Below are 16,102 nucleotides of genomic sequence, written 5' to 3'. Positions count from 1 at the left end.
GAAGGACGTGCCCGGCACGACACTGACGGCCGTGGGGGTCATCAGCTCGGCGACACTTCGGTGCCTCATCCCCGGTCCCCTTTCCCGTGCCTCGGCCCTACATGGCTACCACCTCTCACGATCGGCCTCCCCCGGAGGCGGGAAGAGGGACGACCGGCCCCGGGCGTCCGTTGCCGTTCTGCGGTGCGGCTCCGGTCCTTTCGGCGATCCGGTGCCGGACGGTGGTCGGTCAGCCGGGCCGACACCACGGGTGCGGGCGCCGTCGGGGCCGCGATGCGCCGTGCCTTCTCCGGCAGGGCCGAGAGGTCGGCCTCGAAGCGGGCACGGGCGGCCGTCGGGGTGTCGGGGGGCTCCGTCCGGAGTCCGCCGCGCATCACGGTCCGCAGCAGCGGCTCCGTGCCTTCGGGCGGTGTCTCGTCGGCCAGGCCGATCACGTCCCGGAGCCCCGGGCCGCGGAAGACCTGCTTCGGACCCGGGGCGGTGACCTCGAGCAGCGGTTCACCGGGGAGGACGATCCGGCCCTCCGGCACGGCCCGGACCCGACCGTCGAAGGAGAGGCCGCGCAACGGTTCGAGGTCCGCTGCGGGGCGCCGCATCGCTTCCGCGAACTGCTCCGCGTCCGAACGGCCCACTCTGAAGCGGGAGAGGCAGTCGAGTGCCGGTTCCAGTCCCGCGGCGACCAGGAACCCCCGCCCCGGGGGCAGGTCGCGCACGAAAAGGCTGAACGTGGCCGGTGCCCGCATACCCTCCCGCAGGTACGAGAGCGCCATGGTGACCTCGTACAGGTCAGTGGATGTCACTTCGGGCACGCCCCGATGGCGAGGGGCCGCCCGGCGCCCCGCACGGGGACGGTGCGCCCCGGCTACGCGTCGGCGTCCGCGGTGAGCTCGCATCGTACGTCCACCACCCCTTCGACAGCCCGCGCCAGCCGAGCCGCGACCGGGACGAGCGTGCTGTCGCGCACGTTGCCGGTCAGGGTGACGACACCGGCCTCGGCGCGGACGTCGACCCGGTTGCACGACAGAGGGAACACCTGTGCGATGACATCACGACGGACCTCGGTGGCGAGTTCCTCGTCCGGGCGGAGGAAGACCTTGAGCAGGTCGGCACGGCTCACGATGCCCCGGAGAATGCCATGGGCGTCGACGACCGGCAGCCGTTTGACGCGCCGGGTGGCCATCAGCCGGGCGGCCTGCGGCAGCGGGTCGCCGGGACCGACGGTGACCGCGGGCGAGGTCATCAGGTCCTCGGCCCGGTCGGAACCGGCCTTCGCGGTGGCGTCGGGCCTCCGCAGCTGCTCGATGAGGCCGAGGCGGTGGTCGTGGAACTCCTCCTTGAGAATCAGGTCCGCCTCGGACACGACTCCGACGACACGGCCCTCTCCTTCGACCACGGGGAGCGCGGTCACCTTCCACCGTTCCATGGTGGCGGCGATCTCCTTGAATTCCGCGCCGGGCCGGACGGCGACGACCTTCTTGGTCATCACATCGGCGACGGTGAACGGCCGGGGGGCCATGGCTGTCTCCTTCGGCGGGCACGAGCCGGGTTCCGGGCCGACGACCGGCCGGCCCTTCTCCCACAGCCTCTCGTGGGAGGCACGGAGCCCGGGAGGGCCGCGCAGGTCACACCGGGGGACCGAAGGGCCCGGGTCAGCGGACCAGAACGGCCTCACCCGAGCGGGGCACGACGGCCGTCCAGCCCAGTTCGTGATCGATGCGGTCGCGCAGGGCACCGGACGCGGCCGGTTCGCCGTGCACCAGGTACGTGGTGCGAGGGGCGGGGGCACCCCGGAGCCAGTCGATGACCTGTCCCGCGTCGGCGTGGGCGGAGAAGTGCGGTACGTCGGTGACCTCGGCCCGTACGGGCACGTACTCGCCGAACATCTTCAGCACGCGAGCACCGTCGACCAGATCCCGCGCCCGGGTGCCCGCCGCGGCGAATCCGACCACGACCACGGCATTGCGCGGGTCCGGGAGCAACCGGCGCAGGTGGTGCAGGACCCGGCCACCGGTGGCCATGCCGGCTGAGGAGACGATGACGGCGGGGCCGGGCGCGCTGTTGATGTCGATGGACTCCTGAACCGTCCGGGCGGCGAGGAAGGGCGCCGGACTCAACGCGGCCTCTCCCCGGGCCAGGATCTCGGGCCGCAGTTCCGAAGACCGCTCACGCACGGCATCGCGGTACACGTCGAGCGCGGCCAGGGCCATGGGGCTGTCCACGTACACGGGCACCGACCGGGGCAGCACGCCGCTCTCGCGCAGCCCGGTCAGTTCGTGCAGGACGACCTCGGTGCGGTCGATCGCGAAGGCGGGGATCACGACGGTCCCGCCGCGGGCGAGGGCACGCGCGATCACGGAGGCGAAGGCCGACCGCCCCGATTCCGGGTCGTGCCGACGGTCCCCGTACGTCGACTCCAGAAGCAGCACGTCGGCTCCCGAGAACGGTTCCGGGGGCAGCAGCAGCGGGTGACCGGGGCGCCCGAGGTCGCCGGAGACGGCCAGTGTGTGCCCGTCCTCCAAGGTGAGGCCGGCCCAGGCCGAGCCGAGGATGTGCCCGCCGCGGTGCAGCGTCAGCCGGATGCCCGCCATGATCCCGACGTCCTCGTCCAACGGGACCGGATCGAAGAACGACAAGGTCTTGTCGACGTCGGTTTCGTCGTACAGCGGCTTCGCGGGGCGGTGTTTCGACCAGCCGTGTTCGTCGGCGTGCCGGGCGGCTTCCAGCTGGAGCCTGGCGCTGTCGCGCAGCACGATCCCGGCGAGCCGGGCGGTGTGGGCGCTGGCAAGGATCGGCCCGCGGAAGCCCTGCCGGACCAGGCGTGGAAGATAACCGCAGTGGTCCAGGTGGGCGTGGGTGACGACCACGGCACGGACATCGGCGGCGGCACGGCCCAGGGGCTCCCAGTTGCGTCGGCGCAGGTTCGCGAAACCCTGGAAGAGACCGCAGTCGAGAAGGAGCCGCGCGTGGTCGCTCTCGACCAGGAACTTGCTGCCGGTGACCGTTCCCACCCCGCCCAGGAAGCTGAGCAGGGCAGGACGCGGCACGGCGGACACCGGGCTCGGGACTGCCTGGGACATGGCGGGCCCTCCTTCGTCACCCGGGCCGGTCGTACCGGCCCGCATCCACCCTCACCCCTCCGGGACGGCGCGGCATGGGCCCGAGGGGGTCCTCCTGGGGGCCGACCGGCCCATGCCACCGTCCGGGCACGGCGGCAGCCTGAGGGTGGACTCGGTGGGACGAACCCCACGGACACCACGGGAAGGTGGCTGTCATGAAGGCTCTGGTGTTCCAGGGGGCTGACGGCATCGCGTGGCAGGGCGTGCCGGACCCCGGCATCGAGGCCGCGTCCGACGCGATCGTCCGTGTCGACGCGGTCACCATCTGCGGCACCGACCTGCACATCGTCAAGGGGGACGTGCCGGCGGTCGAACCCGGTCGTGTCCTCGGTCATGAGGCGGTGGGCACGGTGGTCGGGACGGGCGGCGATGTCCGCACGGTACGGCCGGGCGACCGTGTCCTGATCTCCTGCGTCTCCCCCTGCGGGCGTTGCCCGTTCTGCCGCGAGCGCCGCTACGGGCAGTGCCGGGGCGGGGGAGGCTGGGTCCTCGGACACACCGTCGACGGGACACAGGCGGAGTACGTCCGAGTGCCCTTCGCCGACCTGTCCGTCCACCCCCTTCCCGACGCGGTCGACAGCTTTGACGCCGTGCTCCTGGCCGACATCTTCCCCACCGCCTACGAGGTCGGCGTACTCAACGGCGGCGTGCGGCCGGGGGACACGGTCGTCGTGGTCGGCGCAGGCCCCATCGGTCTCGCCGCGATCGTCACGGCACGCCTCTACAGCCCGGGACGGATCGTGGCCGTCGACCTGGCGGAGTCCCGCCTCGCCGCCGCCCGCAGCCTGGGGGCCGACGCCACCGCGACGGCGGGGGAAGGACCGGAGCAGCTCGTGGCCGACCTGACCGACGGCCTGGGCGCCGATGTCGTGATGGAGGCCGTGGGCGTCCCGGAGACCTTCGAGATGTGCACGCGGATGGTCCGGCCGGGCGGCCGGGTCGCCAACATCGGTGTCCACGGCGGACCGGCGGCCCTCCACCTCGAAGACCTGTGGATCAAGGACGTCACCATCACCACCGGACTCGTCGACACGGCATCGACGCCCATGCTGCTGCGCATGATGGCGGCCGGCCGGCTCCCGGCCGGGGAACTGATCACCCACCGGTTCGAACTCGGGCAGATGGAGGAGGCGTACGACGTCTTCGGCCGCGCCGCGGGGACCGGGGCGATCAAGGTCCTGCTCGGCGGTCCGCAGCACACGGCCGTCGAGGCCGCGCACTTCGCGGGTGCCGGATGAACGGCCGCGCCGGCTCCGCGCCGCCGCGGGGCGTCGTCCTCGACACCGACGGCGTGCTGCTCGCCTCCGCCACCGTCCACGCGGCGGCGTGGAAGGCCGCGTTCGACGCCTGCCTCGTGGAGTGGACCCCGGGGGAGCGGAGTGGGAAGCCGTTCGACGCCGATGTCGAGTACCGCCGGTTCGTCGACGGCAAGTCCCGGTACGACGGGGCCGAGGCGTTCCTGACGGCCCGGGGCATCAGCCTTCCCCCCGGTGAACCCGGCGACCCTCCCGGCTGCGACACGGTCCGGGCCGTGGCAGCCCTCAAGGAACAGGAGTTCCAGGACGCCCTGCGCAGGAAACCGGTCATCTCCTTCGAGGACGCAGGGCGGGCGCTCACCGCCCTGCGCTCCCTCGGCGTGCCGTGCGCGGCGGTGTCGGCGTCCCGGCACGCCCGGGCCCTGCTCACCACCGCCGGACTCGACCGGCTCCTCACCGTCGTCGTCGACGGCGAGGACATCGCCCGGCTCGGCCTCGCCGGAAAACCGGACCCCGCGCTCTTCCTGCACGCCGCCGGTCTCCTCGCCACCCGCCCCGAGGACTGCGCGGCCGTCGAGGACGCGCTCGCCGGAGTCTCGGCGGCCCGCGCCGGACGCTTCGGGCTCGTCGTCGGCCTCGATCGGACCTCCGACCGGCACCACACCGCAGCGCTGCGGGAACAGGGTGCCGACATCGTCGTTGCCGACCTCGCGGAACTGCTGGAGGCGGTGTGGGGGGCGCGTCCATGACCACGGCACGGATCTGGCGGTACGACGAATACGACCCGGCTCGGGAACGGCTGGTGGAAGCGCTCTGCACACTCGGCAACGGCAGGTTCGCCACCCGCGGCTCCGCGCCGGAGTGCGCCGCCGACACGTTCCACTACCCGGGCACCTACCTCGCCGGCTGCTACGACCGGCGCATTTCGCTCGTCGCCGGCGAGCAGGTCGAGAACGAGGACCTCGTCAACCTGCCGAACTGGACGCTGCTGCGCTATCGCTGCCTCCCGGACGACGGCCCTCCGGGAGACTGGCTCACCCCCGACTCCGCGCAACTGCGCCATTACGGCGTACAGCTCGACCCGGGCCGGGGCGTCCTCACCCGGCGCCTCTTCTTCCAGGACGCCCAGGGGGGTGGTTTGAGGGTCGGCCACCTGCGGATCGTGCACATGGGAGACCCCGGGCTCGCGGCCCAGCTCACCACTTTCCACGCGTACGGCTGGACCGGTGCCGTCGAGGTCGAGGCAGCCCTGGACGGCGCCGTCACCAACGTCGGTGTCGAGCGCTACCGTCATCTGGAGAGCCGCCACCTCCTCGGCCACCGCAGTGGTTTCGAGGCCGACGGGACGGCCTTCCTGTCCTGCCGCACGAGCGACCCGGGCCACCTGATCGCCCTGGCCGTACGTACGGAAACCCGCCCCAGGTGCCCGGCCCGGGCGATCACCACACCGACCGGCACCGTCCAGACGTACCGTCTGCCCCTGGGCAGGGGCCGTTCGGCGAGTGTGGAGAAGACCATGGCCCTGCGCACGTCGCTGGACCGCCCCCCGGGCGACCCCCTCACCGAGGCCGTCGGGACCGTCACCCGCGCACCGGCGTTCCCTCCATTGCTCGCCACGCACCGGGCCGCCTGGCAACGGCTCTGGGAGGAGGGCGAACTGCACGTACCGGGAGAAGCGGGCCACATTCTGCGGCTGCATCTGTTCCATCTGCTGCAGACGCTCTCCCCGCACACGGCAGAGCTCGATGTGGGCGTTCCGGCCCGCGGCCTGCACGGGGAGGCGTACCGGGGCCACGTCTTCTGGGACGAACTCTTCGTCCTGCCCTACCTCGACCTCCACTTTCCCGAGGTGGCCAGGGCCCTGCTCATGTACCGCCATCGCAGGTTGCCGGCCGCCCGCGCGGCGGCCCGTCACGCCGGTCAGCAGGGTGCCATGTACCCCTGGCAGAGCGGAAGTTCAGGAAGGGAGGAGACGCCGGAGCTCCACCTCAATCCGAGGTCCGGGCGCTGGCTGCCCGACCGCTCCCGGCTCCAGAGGCATGTCGGATCGGCCGTCGCGTACAACGTCTGGAAGTACGCGCAGGCGACCGGGGACCACGGCTTCCTGCATGCCGAGGGCGCCGAGATCCTGCTGGAGGTCGCCCGGTACTGGGCCGGTGCCGCCACCCTCGACCCGGCCTCGGGCCGCTACCGCATCCGCGGGGTGGTCGGGCCCGACGAGTACCACGACGCCTATCCGGGCGCGACGGCTCCGGGCATCGACGACAACGCCTACACGAACGTGACCGCCGCCTGGGTGCTCGCCCGTGGCCTCGACCTGCTGGACGGACTGCCCGCCGCACGGCGGGCGGAGCTGCGCGAGCGACTTCTGCTCGACGACGGGGAACTCGACCGCTGGGACGATGTGTCCCGTCGCCTCCATGTGCCGTTCCACCAGGGCGTCGTGAGCCAGTTCGAGGGCTATGGGGAACTGGCGGAGCTCGACTGGGAGGCGTACCGGGCACGTTACGGGGACATCCGCCGACTCGACCGCATCCTGGAGGCCGAGGGCGACACCGTCAACCGCTACCAGGCGTCGAAGCAGGCCGACACCCTCATGCTCGGCCACCTCTTCCGGCCCGAGGAGCTGTCCGAGCTGTTCACCCGGCTCGGGTACCGGCTGGACGACGAGACCTGGCGGGCCACCGTCTCCCACCACCTGCGGCGCACCAGCCACGGTTCGACCCTCAGCAGCCTCGTCCACGGCTGGGTGCTGACCCGTCAGAAGGGCCCCGACGCCTGGCGGTACTGCGAGGAAGCGCTGGTCGCCGACGTGGCGGACGTCCAGGGCGGTACCACGGGGGAGGGCATCCACCTCGGGGCCATGGCCGGCACGGTCGATCTGGTCGAGCGCGGGATCACCGGCCTGGAGGCGGGACCGGACGGGTTGCGGGTGGCACCGGTGGCGTTGCGCGAGCTCCCCAGGTTCGCCTTCACCCTCTGCTGCGGCGGCCACCGCGGTGTACGTCTGCGGATGCTGCCCGGCCGCCTGGGAATACGGGTCCCCGCCTCGTCGAGGGGGCCGCTCGCCGTCGTGCTGCCGGGAGGACGACGGGCCACCGTCGCATCGGGGGAGGAGCGGTGGTTCCGGCTGTGACCGTTCGTCCCCGCGGACCCGGACCGCGCCCGGCGGTTCAGCCGAAGGCGAGCACCTCCGACACGGGCCTGCGGGGTGGCCCGGTCCGCCGGGCCGTAGCCCAGACGGATCACCATGTGGACGCAACCGACCGCCGAACCCGGATCACGGGTGCGAACCCGGATCACGGGTGCCGAAACGGAGTTCCGGCCATTCGAGGGGTTGGGACATGAGAGAGGTGGCCAACCCGTCGAGGGCGGCCTGGAGCAGGATCCTGTGCCTGGCCCGGCCGGCCCTCAGCCATGCCTCCGGGGTGCCCTCGTCGGTCCCGAGCAGCACGATCCGCGGGTGCCTCTCGAAGCGTGCCGAAGCACGGCCGGGCACCCGGCGCGAGGCGCCGAAGTCCCTGACCGGCACGGTCACGTCGTGTTGCCGTGGACCGAAGGCGTATCAGGGAATGCCTTCGGTGTCGGGGCCCTCCCCGCTCACGCCCGCGCGTCCACGCGGCGATCTCCGCGCGGGCGGCCTCGTCCGCCGCCTCGAACAGCTCGGAGTCGTGGACGAGTTCCATGACGGGGCCGGTGTGCCACGCCCCCGGAACGACCGGGCGGCAGCCTTCCAGGATCACCGCGGCGCGGAGCCCATCGAGCACCTCGGTGGGAATCGGCTCCTCGGTGAAGGGGAACCGGCTGGTGTGCCGACGGGCCGGAGCGGGGTGGAACGGTCCCAGCCCGCTGTCGGAGTCGCCGGGGCCGCCGTACAGCTCGACGGTGCCGGTGCCTGTGCGGTGGACGAAGCTCCAGGGCTGGGCGTTGTGCATCGACGGCGCCGTGACGGCGTCCTCGACCAACGAGGTCACGAGCGGACGGGGCAGAGAGGTACCGGACACGATTCCTCCTGTCCGTGCGCGGTCGGTCACCCGGAGAAGTCGTGGACCGTGCGCGTGGACGGGGCGAGGCGTGTGTCGTCCTCGCGGGCGGACAGCCTGTCCACGACGGCGACGACCCCCTCCACGCGCTCGGCGAGCCGCAGGAGCAGTACGGCCCGGCTCCGTCGCCGGACCCGCCCGACGAGAGTCACCACCCCGTCCAGTACGTGCACGTCCACCGCGTCCTCGGGCGGACCGGCGGCATCCGCGAGGACCTCCTCCCGTATGTGCCGCCGGATCTCCGCGTCCGGGCGGAGGAAGACGCAGAGCAGATCGCGGCGGGTCACGATGCCCACCAGCCGTTCCTCCTCGTCGACCACGGGCAGGCGCTCCACCCCGCGGCGCACCATCAGCCGGGCGGCGTCCGCCACGGCTTCCTCGGCATGCACCGTGACGGCCGGCGCGGTCATCAGCTCCCGGGCGGTGAGCGCCCGCCGGGCCAGGAGATCGCTCCCGGAGACCACCCCGACGACATGATCGTCCTCGTCCACGACGGGCAGCCCGCTGATACCGTGCTCGGCGAGCAGCTTCGCCATCTCCCGGAACGACGCCCCCGGGAGGACGGAGACCACGGTGTCGGTCATCAGTTCGCCGACCTTCACGTGCTTCATCGCGGGCCTCCTGTTCGCGTCGTCGCGGTGGACCGCCCCGTGCTCCCCACCGTCCACCGTCCGCCGGGCGTCCGCGAGGGGCCGAACGGTCCCTCCACCGGGCCCGACCGGTCCTCGGCCCGTTCCCCGCCGCCCCTATGGGACCTTTGGCCCCACCTGTGCCCCCAGCGGCCCTCCGGCCCCCGGAGGCCGGGTGCGAGGGTGGGAACAATCCGGTGGACCGACGAGGAACCATGGTCGGCCCCGGATACCTCGGACCGGCTCCCGCCCGGCCGCGGCACGCCCACCGCCCAGTGGAGCCCGTTCCCGGGAGCGGACCCCGGAGAAGGGAGCACATCATGACCTCCGGAACGGAGCGCCGAGACGTCGTCGTCGGTATCGACCCCGTCCGCGACGGGCACCTTCCCCTGGCCTGGGCGGCCGATGAGGCCCACCGGCGCCGGCTGGCGCTCCGGCTCGTCGTCGCCGTACCGCCGCCGCACGACACACGGCGCGACGGCGAAACTCCCGGGCACCGGGCACGGACCCAGGCGGGGAAGGACACGTTGCGAGCCGCGGCCGACTGGGCACGGGCCCGGCAACCGGATGTGGACATCGGCTCCGTGCTCCTCGGCGGAGCCCCGGCCGCAGTGATGGCTGGACTGTCACAGGAGGCCGCCATGGTCGTCCTCGGCTCCCGACACCTCAGCCGCACCGAGGAGTTCCTGAGCGCCGGCTCCCTGGTCGTCCCCGTCACCGCGCAGGCACGGTGCCCCGTCGTCGTCGTGGGCGACGCGGAACACAGCACACAGGATCCGTCCTACCTCGTCGTCGGTGTCGACGGCAGCGAGTCCTCCCGGGCGGCCCTGGCCCTGGCCTTCGAGGAGGCGGACCTCAGACACTGCGCGTTGCGTGCCGTCGCGGTCTGGCAGCCGCCCGTGTTCTCCCTGCACAGGAACGACACGCTGTTCCACGCCGAGCGCCGCCTGCTCGCGGAGACCACCGCGGGTTGGGCGGGGAAGTACCCCGACGTCCGGATCACGCACGAAGTGCTCGTCGGCTCGCCCGTCGAGACGCTCGCGGAAGCCGCCGAGCATGCCCTGGCCGTCGTCGTCGGGCGTCGGGGCCGGGGCGGTTACACCGGGATGAGGGTCGGTTCCGTCGTCCACGGGCTGCTGCACCGCGCCCGATGCCCCGTGATCACCGTTCCCGCTCCTGCCGGGTGAGAGAGCGATGCCGGAGCCGACAGCCGCTCGGACACTTCCGTCCGGCACCTCGGCGGCAGGTCTCACCGAGGCGGAAGCCGCCCGGCGGCTCGCCGACACCGGGCCCAACGAGGTGGCCGCCGGAAAACCGGTGCGGCTCCACAGCCGGGTGCTCGCCCAACTGCGCGACCCGCTGATCATGGTGCTGATCGGGGCCGTGGTGCTGACCCTGGCGATCGGCGACCATCCCGACGCGATCGTCATCGCCCTGGTCGTCGTAGTGAACACGACCGTCGGCGTCGCGCAGGAGATCCGCGCGGACAACGCCGTCGCCGCCCTCTCGGCCCTGAGTGCGCCGCACGCGCGCGTGCGGCGCGGCGGTGACGTCCGTGACCTCCCGGCCTCCGGGATCGTTCCCGGCGACGTACTCGTCCTGGGCGAGGGGGACATCGTCGCGGCCGACGCCGAACTCGCGGAGGCGTCGGCCCTACTGCTGGACGAATCCATGCTCACCGGGGAATCGGCCCCCGTGGACAAGGCTGTCGGAGCCGCGCTGGGCGCGGGCACGGTCGTCGTACGGGGCCGGGGGGTGGCCACCGTCACGGCGACGGGTGCCGCCAGTGCGCTCGGCCGCATCGCAGCCCTCCTCGACGACCGTCATGAGCCGACCCCACTGCAACGCCGGCTCGCCTCCCTCGGGCGCGTCCTGGCCGCCGTGACACTCGCCCTGTGCGCGTTGGTCCTCGCTCTCGGTCTGGTACGCGGCCTGCCCCCCGGCACGATGGTGGTCACCGCCATCAGCCTGGCCGTGGCCGCCGTTCCCGAATCCCTTCCCGCCGTCGTCACCCTCGCCCTCGCCCTGGGGGCCCGGCGCATGGCCGCCCGGCACGCCCTGGTGAGGAGGCTGCCGGCGGTGGAGACGCTCGGCTCGGTGTCCGTCCTGGCCACCGACAAGACCGGCACCCTCACGGAGGGGCGCATGGCCGTCGAGTACGTATGGACACCGCGGGCGAGCGCCGAATTCACGGGCGTCGGCCACGAGCCCACGGGGGAGGTACTGGTCGCGGGGAGACCGGCGGGCGAGGAGGAACTCGCCCCCGTGCGGAAACTGCTGACGGCGGCGGCCCTGTGCAACGACGCCACCCTGCGCCCACCGGACGCCACGACTCCCGGCGGCCGCTGGACAGCGCTGGGCGACCCCATGGAAGCCGCCCTGCTCACGGCGGCGGCCAGGGCGGGCTGCCCCCAGCCGGAGGAACTGGCGGCGACCTTCCCCCGGACCGGCGAAGCCCCCTTCGACAGCCTGCGCAAACGCATGAGCACTCTGCACACGACCGAACAGGGCCGGGTGCTCGTCTGCCTGAAAGGGGCCCCCGAAGCCGTACTGGTCCCGGGCGTGCTCGATGAGCCCCCCGGCACCGTCGCACGGGCCCGCAGCAGGGCGGCGAGCCTCGCCGCACGGGGCCATCGCGTGCTCGCCGTGGCATCGGGGCTACGGGACGGCCTGCCGGTTCCGCGCACCGTCGCGGAATCGGGGCTCACGCTCCTCGGCCTGGTGGCGCTGAGCGATCCCCCGAAGCCACACGCCGCCCGGACGCTCGCCTCCTGCCGCGCGGCCGGCATCACCCCCGTCCTCATCACGGGTGACCATCCGGCGACGGCACGGGCTGTGGCGGACCGTGTCGCGCTTCTGGGTGAGGGTGCCGAGGCCGACGGCCGGGTCGTCACCGGCGCGGACGTGGCCGCGGGACGCGTGGCCGACCTCACCACCGTCCGGGTCTTCGCCCGCACCGACCCCCAGCAGAAGCTGGACATCGTGGAGGCGTGGCGCGCCCGCGGCGCGGTGACCGCCATGACCGGCGACGGCGTGAACGACGGCCCCGCCCTCCACCGCGCCGACATCGGTGTCGCCATGGGGGCACGAGGCACCGAGGTGGCGCGGCAGGCGGCGGACCTCGTTCTCACGGACGACGAACTCTCGACGGTCGTGACGGCCGTGGAGGAGGGACGGCGCGTCTACGACAACATCCGCCGCTTCCTGGTCTACGGGGCGGCCGGTGGCGCCGCCGAGATCCTGGTCATGCTGATCGGGCCACTGCTCGGGCTGCCGCTTCCCCTCCGGGCCGGCCAGATCCTGTGGATCAACCTGCTGACGCACGGCCTCACCGGTGTCGCCATGGGTGCCGAGCCGACGTCCCCGGGCACGATGCGACGGCCACCGCGCCCGCCGGACCAGCACATCCTCGGCGGCGGGGCCTGGCAGCGACTGCTTCTCCTCGCCGCTGTGGTCACGACTGCCACGCTCGGCGCGGCCCTCGCCGCCCGGACGCTGGGCCTCCCCTGGCAGAGCGTCCTGTTCCTCGCCCTGCTCGCCGCGCAGCTCGGCGTCGTCCTGGGACTGCGCGCCAGACTGCTGACCGGCAGGAACCCGTTCCTCCCCCTCACGGTCCTGGCCTCCGCCCTCCTGGCTGCCGCAGCCCTCTACGTCCCGTTCCTGAGTTCGGTCCTGGAGACCGAACCACTCGGCTGGGCGGCCATCGGCATCGCCGCCGCCTGCGCACCGGTCGGATTCCTCGCGGCGCGACTCGTCCGGACGGCGTTCCGACGGACGGGCTCGGCAGGAACGGCCGGGGCATCCGGACTACCGTGAAACCGGGTGCGGCAGATGCCGCGCGTGCCGGATGCGACCGGAGGTTCCGATGGATCGGGAGAAAGCCGGATCCGCGGACACACGGCTGCCACGACTCCGGCTCGACGAGCTGCTCGACGAACTCCAGGTCCGCATCGACGAGGCGCGGGGCACCAGGGACCGTCTCAACGGGCTGCTCGCGGCCGTCATGTCCGTCGGCCGTGAACTCGATCTGCCTCAGGTGCTCCACGGAATCGTCCAGGCCGCGGTGTCCCTTGTCGATGCCGAGTACGGAGCACTGGGCGTCATCGGCGAGGACCGGAAGCTGTCCGAATTCCTTCCCGTGGGCATAGACGACGACCTGCGACGGCAGATCGGGGACCTGCCGTCGGGGCACGGCATCCTCGGCGAGCTCATCCGCAACCCGGAGCCGCTGCGCCTGGCCGAACTGTGCGAACATCCCGCCTCGTACGGTTTCCCGGCGCACCATCCGCCGATGCACTCGTTCCTCGGCGTTCCCATCCGGGTTCGCGACGAGGTCTTCGGCAACCTCTACCTCACGGAGAAGCGCGGAGGAACCGACTTCGACGCCGAGGACGAGGCCGTGGTGACCACCTTGGCCGGCGCCGCCGGCATCGCGATCGAGAACGCACGGCTGTACGAGGAGGGCCGCCGTCGGCAGCGATGGCTCGCCGCGAGCTCCGACTTCACCAGCGCCCTGCTCTCCGGTACGGAGGAGACCGAGGCCCTGGGCGGGATGCTGGAGCAGGCGGTGGACATCGTCGGCGCCGACACGGGGATCTTTTACCCGGTGGGCACGGTCGGCGAGCTGCGGGGCGCGCTGGCCCGGGGCGAGGATGCCGACATCCACCGGGGCCTCGCCCTGCCGGGTGGCGAGGGCACCCTGGCGGCAGTCGTCCTGGCACAGGGGGAGGGACTGGTCGCGGTGGCGGACGTCGAGGGCGACGAGCGGGTGACGGCACGGCCGGAATGCTGGAAGGGCTTCGGACCGGCGGTGGCGGTCACGGTGGCCACCAAGGAACGGCTGAGCGGCGTGCTGCTCCTCGCCCGGCGTGGCGGACGGACACCCTTCACGGAGGCCGAGATCGCCGCCCTTCCCGGATTCGCGGGACAGGCGGCCCTGGCCCTCGAACTGGCCGCCCGCCGCCGCGACGCCGAGCAGGCGACCCTCCTGGAGGACCACGACCGGATCGCCCGCGACCTGCACGACCTGGCGATCCAGCGGCTCTTCGCAACCGGCATGACCCTGCAGAGCGCTCGGCGTTTTGTCGAGCATCCGGAGGCGATGGACCGGCTGACCCGGGCGATCGACGACCTGGACGCCACCATCAAGATCATCCGGTCGACCATCTTCGGCCTCCGGGAACACGATGATCCTGGCACCGCGCCGAAACTCAGGAGCCGCATCGTCTCGGCGGTCGACTCGGCCGTCCCGGCCCTCGGGTTCACCCCCGCCCTGCGCATGGAGGGGCTGCTGGACACGGACGTGCCGGTCGAGGTGGCCGATGCCGCCGTCGCGGTGATCGGCGAGGCACTCACCAACGTGGCCAGGCACGCCGGTGCGGGTGCGGCCGAGGTCGCCGTCCTGGCCGGGGAGGGAAGCCTGGTCGTGACGGTGAGCGACGACGGAGTGGGTATCCCGCGGAGCCGGACCGACCGGGGCCTGCGCAACCTCGCCGAGCGGGCCGAGCGACTGGGCGGTTCGCTGTCCGTTCTCCCTCGGGCGGAACCCTGCGGGGGCACCCTGCTCGAATGGCTCGTCCCCCTGCCGCCGGACGGGAAGGAAAGGCTCTAGCCCTCCTCGGCGTCGTGCTCGTGGGCATCGTGTTCGTGGGCCTGTGCGGCGATCACGGCCGCTTGCACCCGCCGTTCCACTCCCAGTTTCCCGAGCAGCCGCGAGATGTGGTTCTTGACCGTTTTTTCCGACAGATAGAGCCGTTTGGCGATCTGCCGGTTGGTGAGCCCCTCGCCGATGAGTTCCAGGACCGAACGCTCGCGCCCGGACAGCGCGGCGAGGCGTTCGTCCTCCGGGGGCTTCGCAGTTTCGGGCTCCCGGAGGGAGCGCATGAGCCGGGAGGTGGTGGCCGGATCGAGCATCGACTGCCCGGTCGCCACGGTGCGCACCGCCGAGACGAGATCGGAGCCCTTGATCTGCTTGAGGACGTACCCCGCCGCCCCCGCCATGATCGCGTCCAGGAGCGCGTCCTCGTCGTCGAACGAGGTCAGCATCAGGCACGCCAGGCCGGGCATCCGGGAGCGCAGTTCCCGGCACACGGTGATCCCGTCGCCGTCGGGCAGCCGAACGTCGAGGACGGCCACGTCCGGCCGCAGGGCAGGCCCCCTGGCCAGAGCCTGGGCCGCAGTGGACGCCTCGCCCGCCACCCGCATGTCGGGCTCGTCGTCGATCAGGTCACGGAGACCTCGCCGCACCACTTCGTGGTCGTCCACGAGAAAGACCCGTGTGGGAGTACCGGCTGCCGTCAGATCGGTCATGGCGATCCCTGCGGTCGATGGGCACGTAACCGCCCCCCACAAGGATTGTCCGTCATGGGGCCTCCTCGTGGGCGCCGAGTTCCATCCGGACGTCCACGACGCCCTCCACGGCCCGCACGGCGCGGGCCAGGAGCGGTACCAGCGAGCGGTCGGCGAGCATCCCCCGAAGGACGGCGACCCCGTCCGACACGGAGACGTCCAGCCCCGCCGCGGCAGTGGGGTCGTCGAGTACGCAGCGGCGGATCTCCTCCTCGATCTCACCGTCCGCGCGCAGGAACACCTTGAGAAGGTCGCCGCGGCTGACGATCCCCTCCAGCATGCCGACACCGTTCACCACGGGCAGGCGCTTCACCTTCCGCGTGGCCATGATCCGTGCCGCCTCGGCGAGTGTGGCGTCCGGATGGACGGTCACGGCCGGACTCGACATGAGTTCCCCGGCCCGCAGGGCCCGTGCCTTGGCCGACTGTGCGAATCGGCCGGATTGGGGATCGTCGTGCCGGAACTCCTCCTTGGGCAGGAGATCGGCCTCGGACACGACTCCGACCACACGTCCCTCTCCTTCGAGGACGGGCAGAGCGCTCACCTTCCATTCGGCCATGAGGGTGACGATTTCCTTGTAGGACGCGTCATGGCCGACCGCGACGGCGGTATGACTCATGACGTCGCTGACGGTGCGAGGGGCGCCGGGCAGGCAAGTCATCGGGGACCTCCTCTCCCGCAGTTCCCATTCTTGCCCCGGGCATGGCGGC

Annotated in this window: 13 protein-coding genes; 6 read left to right on the top strand and 7 right to left on the bottom strand. The window is 72.4% G+C overall.

Annotation, left to right across the window (positions count from 1 at the left end; all coding sequences use genetic code 11):
- Positions 1 to 65: 65 nt before the first annotated feature.
- From ABZZ04_RS28060 to ABZZ04_RS28050, 3 genes are all read right to left on the bottom strand, one after another.
- Positions 66 to 809 (bottom strand): hypothetical protein, encoded by a 744-nt coding sequence (locus ABZZ04_RS28060; RefSeq protein ID WP_356935009.1) that lies wholly within the window; start codon positions 807 to 809, stop codon positions 66 to 68.
- Positions 810 to 862: 53 nt separating this feature from the next.
- Positions 863 to 1,516, bottom strand: coding sequence for a CBS domain-containing protein (locus ABZZ04_RS28055; RefSeq protein WP_356935008.1), 654 nt, complete (start codon positions 1,514 to 1,516; stop codon positions 863 to 865).
- A gap of 133 nt (positions 1,517 to 1,649) precedes the next feature.
- Positions 1,650 to 3,077: an MBL fold metallo-hydrolase gene (locus ABZZ04_RS28050; protein ID WP_356935007.1), complete on the bottom strand. Its 1,428-nt coding sequence runs from the start codon at positions 3,075 to 3,077 to the stop codon at positions 1,650 to 1,652.
- Between the two features lie 194 nt (positions 3,078 to 3,271).
- Between ABZZ04_RS28050 and ABZZ04_RS28045 the strand changes: the two genes are divergently transcribed.
- The 3 genes from ABZZ04_RS28045 to ABZZ04_RS28035 are packed head-to-tail and all read left to right on the top strand — an operon-like array spanning position 3,272 to position 7,508.
- A complete protein-coding gene (locus tag ABZZ04_RS28045) occupies positions 3,272 to 4,354 on the top strand; it encodes an alcohol dehydrogenase catalytic domain-containing protein (RefSeq protein WP_356935006.1) in 1,083 nt (360 codons plus the stop codon).
- Positions 4,351 to 5,121 (top strand): HAD-IA family hydrolase, encoded by a 771-nt coding sequence (locus ABZZ04_RS28040; RefSeq protein ID WP_356935004.1) that lies wholly within the window; start codon positions 4,351 to 4,353, stop codon positions 5,119 to 5,121. Before ABZZ04_RS28045 ends, ABZZ04_RS28040 begins: the two co-directional genes overlap by 4 nt.
- A complete protein-coding gene (locus tag ABZZ04_RS28035; protein WP_356935003.1) occupies positions 5,118 to 7,508 on the top strand; it encodes a glycoside hydrolase family 65 protein in 2,391 nt (796 codons plus the stop codon). The genes ABZZ04_RS28040 and ABZZ04_RS28035 overlap by 4 nt, the downstream gene beginning before the upstream one ends.
- A gap of 144 nt (positions 7,509 to 7,652) precedes the next feature.
- On the opposite strand, the gene ABZZ04_RS28030 is transcribed toward ABZZ04_RS28035, so the two are convergent.
- Complete coding sequence (locus tag ABZZ04_RS28030) at positions 7,653 to 7,904, bottom strand: hypothetical protein (RefSeq protein WP_356935002.1); 252 nt, start codon at positions 7,902 to 7,904, stop codon at positions 7,653 to 7,655.
- Positions 7,905 to 8,402: 498 nt separating this feature from the next.
- On the bottom strand, positions 8,403 to 9,026 hold the full coding sequence (locus tag ABZZ04_RS28025; protein ID WP_356935001.1) for a CBS domain-containing protein: 624 nt from the start codon (positions 9,024 to 9,026) through the stop codon (positions 8,403 to 8,405).
- 338 nt (positions 9,027 to 9,364) lie between these two features.
- Here ABZZ04_RS28025 and ABZZ04_RS28020 point away from each other — a divergent pair, with 338 nt between their 5' ends.
- From ABZZ04_RS28020 to ABZZ04_RS28010, 3 genes are read left to right on the top strand one after another with little or no spacing between them, the layout of a single operon-like run.
- Positions 9,365 to 10,231 (top strand): universal stress protein, encoded by an 867-nt coding sequence (locus tag ABZZ04_RS28020; RefSeq protein WP_356935000.1) that lies wholly within the window; start codon positions 9,365 to 9,367, stop codon positions 10,229 to 10,231.
- A gap of 7 nt (positions 10,232 to 10,238) precedes the next feature.
- Positions 10,239 to 12,860, top strand: a complete 2,622-nt coding sequence (locus ABZZ04_RS28015) for an HAD-IC family P-type ATPase (protein ID WP_356934999.1) — start codon at positions 10,239 to 10,241, stop codon at positions 12,858 to 12,860.
- Positions 12,861 to 12,909: 49 nt separating this feature from the next.
- Complete coding sequence (locus ABZZ04_RS28010) at positions 12,910 to 14,655, top strand: GAF domain-containing protein (RefSeq protein ID WP_356934998.1); 1,746 nt, start codon at positions 12,910 to 12,912, stop codon at positions 14,653 to 14,655.
- Here ABZZ04_RS28010 and ABZZ04_RS28005 read toward each other — a convergent pair.
- Together ABZZ04_RS28005 and ABZZ04_RS28000 are read right to left on the bottom strand one after the other, a co-directional pair.
- Positions 14,652 to 15,353: a response regulator transcription factor gene (locus ABZZ04_RS28005; protein ID WP_356934997.1), complete on the bottom strand. Its 702-nt coding sequence runs from the start codon at positions 15,351 to 15,353 to the stop codon at positions 14,652 to 14,654. The genes ABZZ04_RS28010 and ABZZ04_RS28005 overlap by 4 nt on opposite strands.
- Positions 15,354 to 15,405: 52 nt before the next feature.
- Positions 15,406 to 16,053 (bottom strand): CBS domain-containing protein, encoded by a 648-nt coding sequence (locus ABZZ04_RS28000; protein WP_356934996.1) that lies wholly within the window; start codon positions 16,051 to 16,053, stop codon positions 15,406 to 15,408.
- Positions 16,054 to 16,102 lie beyond the last annotated feature (49 nt).

The sequence above is a fragment of the Streptomyces sp. NPDC006435 genome (assembly GCF_040612315.1).
In the GTDB taxonomy this organism is placed as follows: Bacteria; Actinomycetota; Actinomycetes; order Streptomycetales; family Streptomycetaceae; genus Streptomyces.
This window is presented reverse-complemented; position numbering and strand designations above follow the sequence as displayed.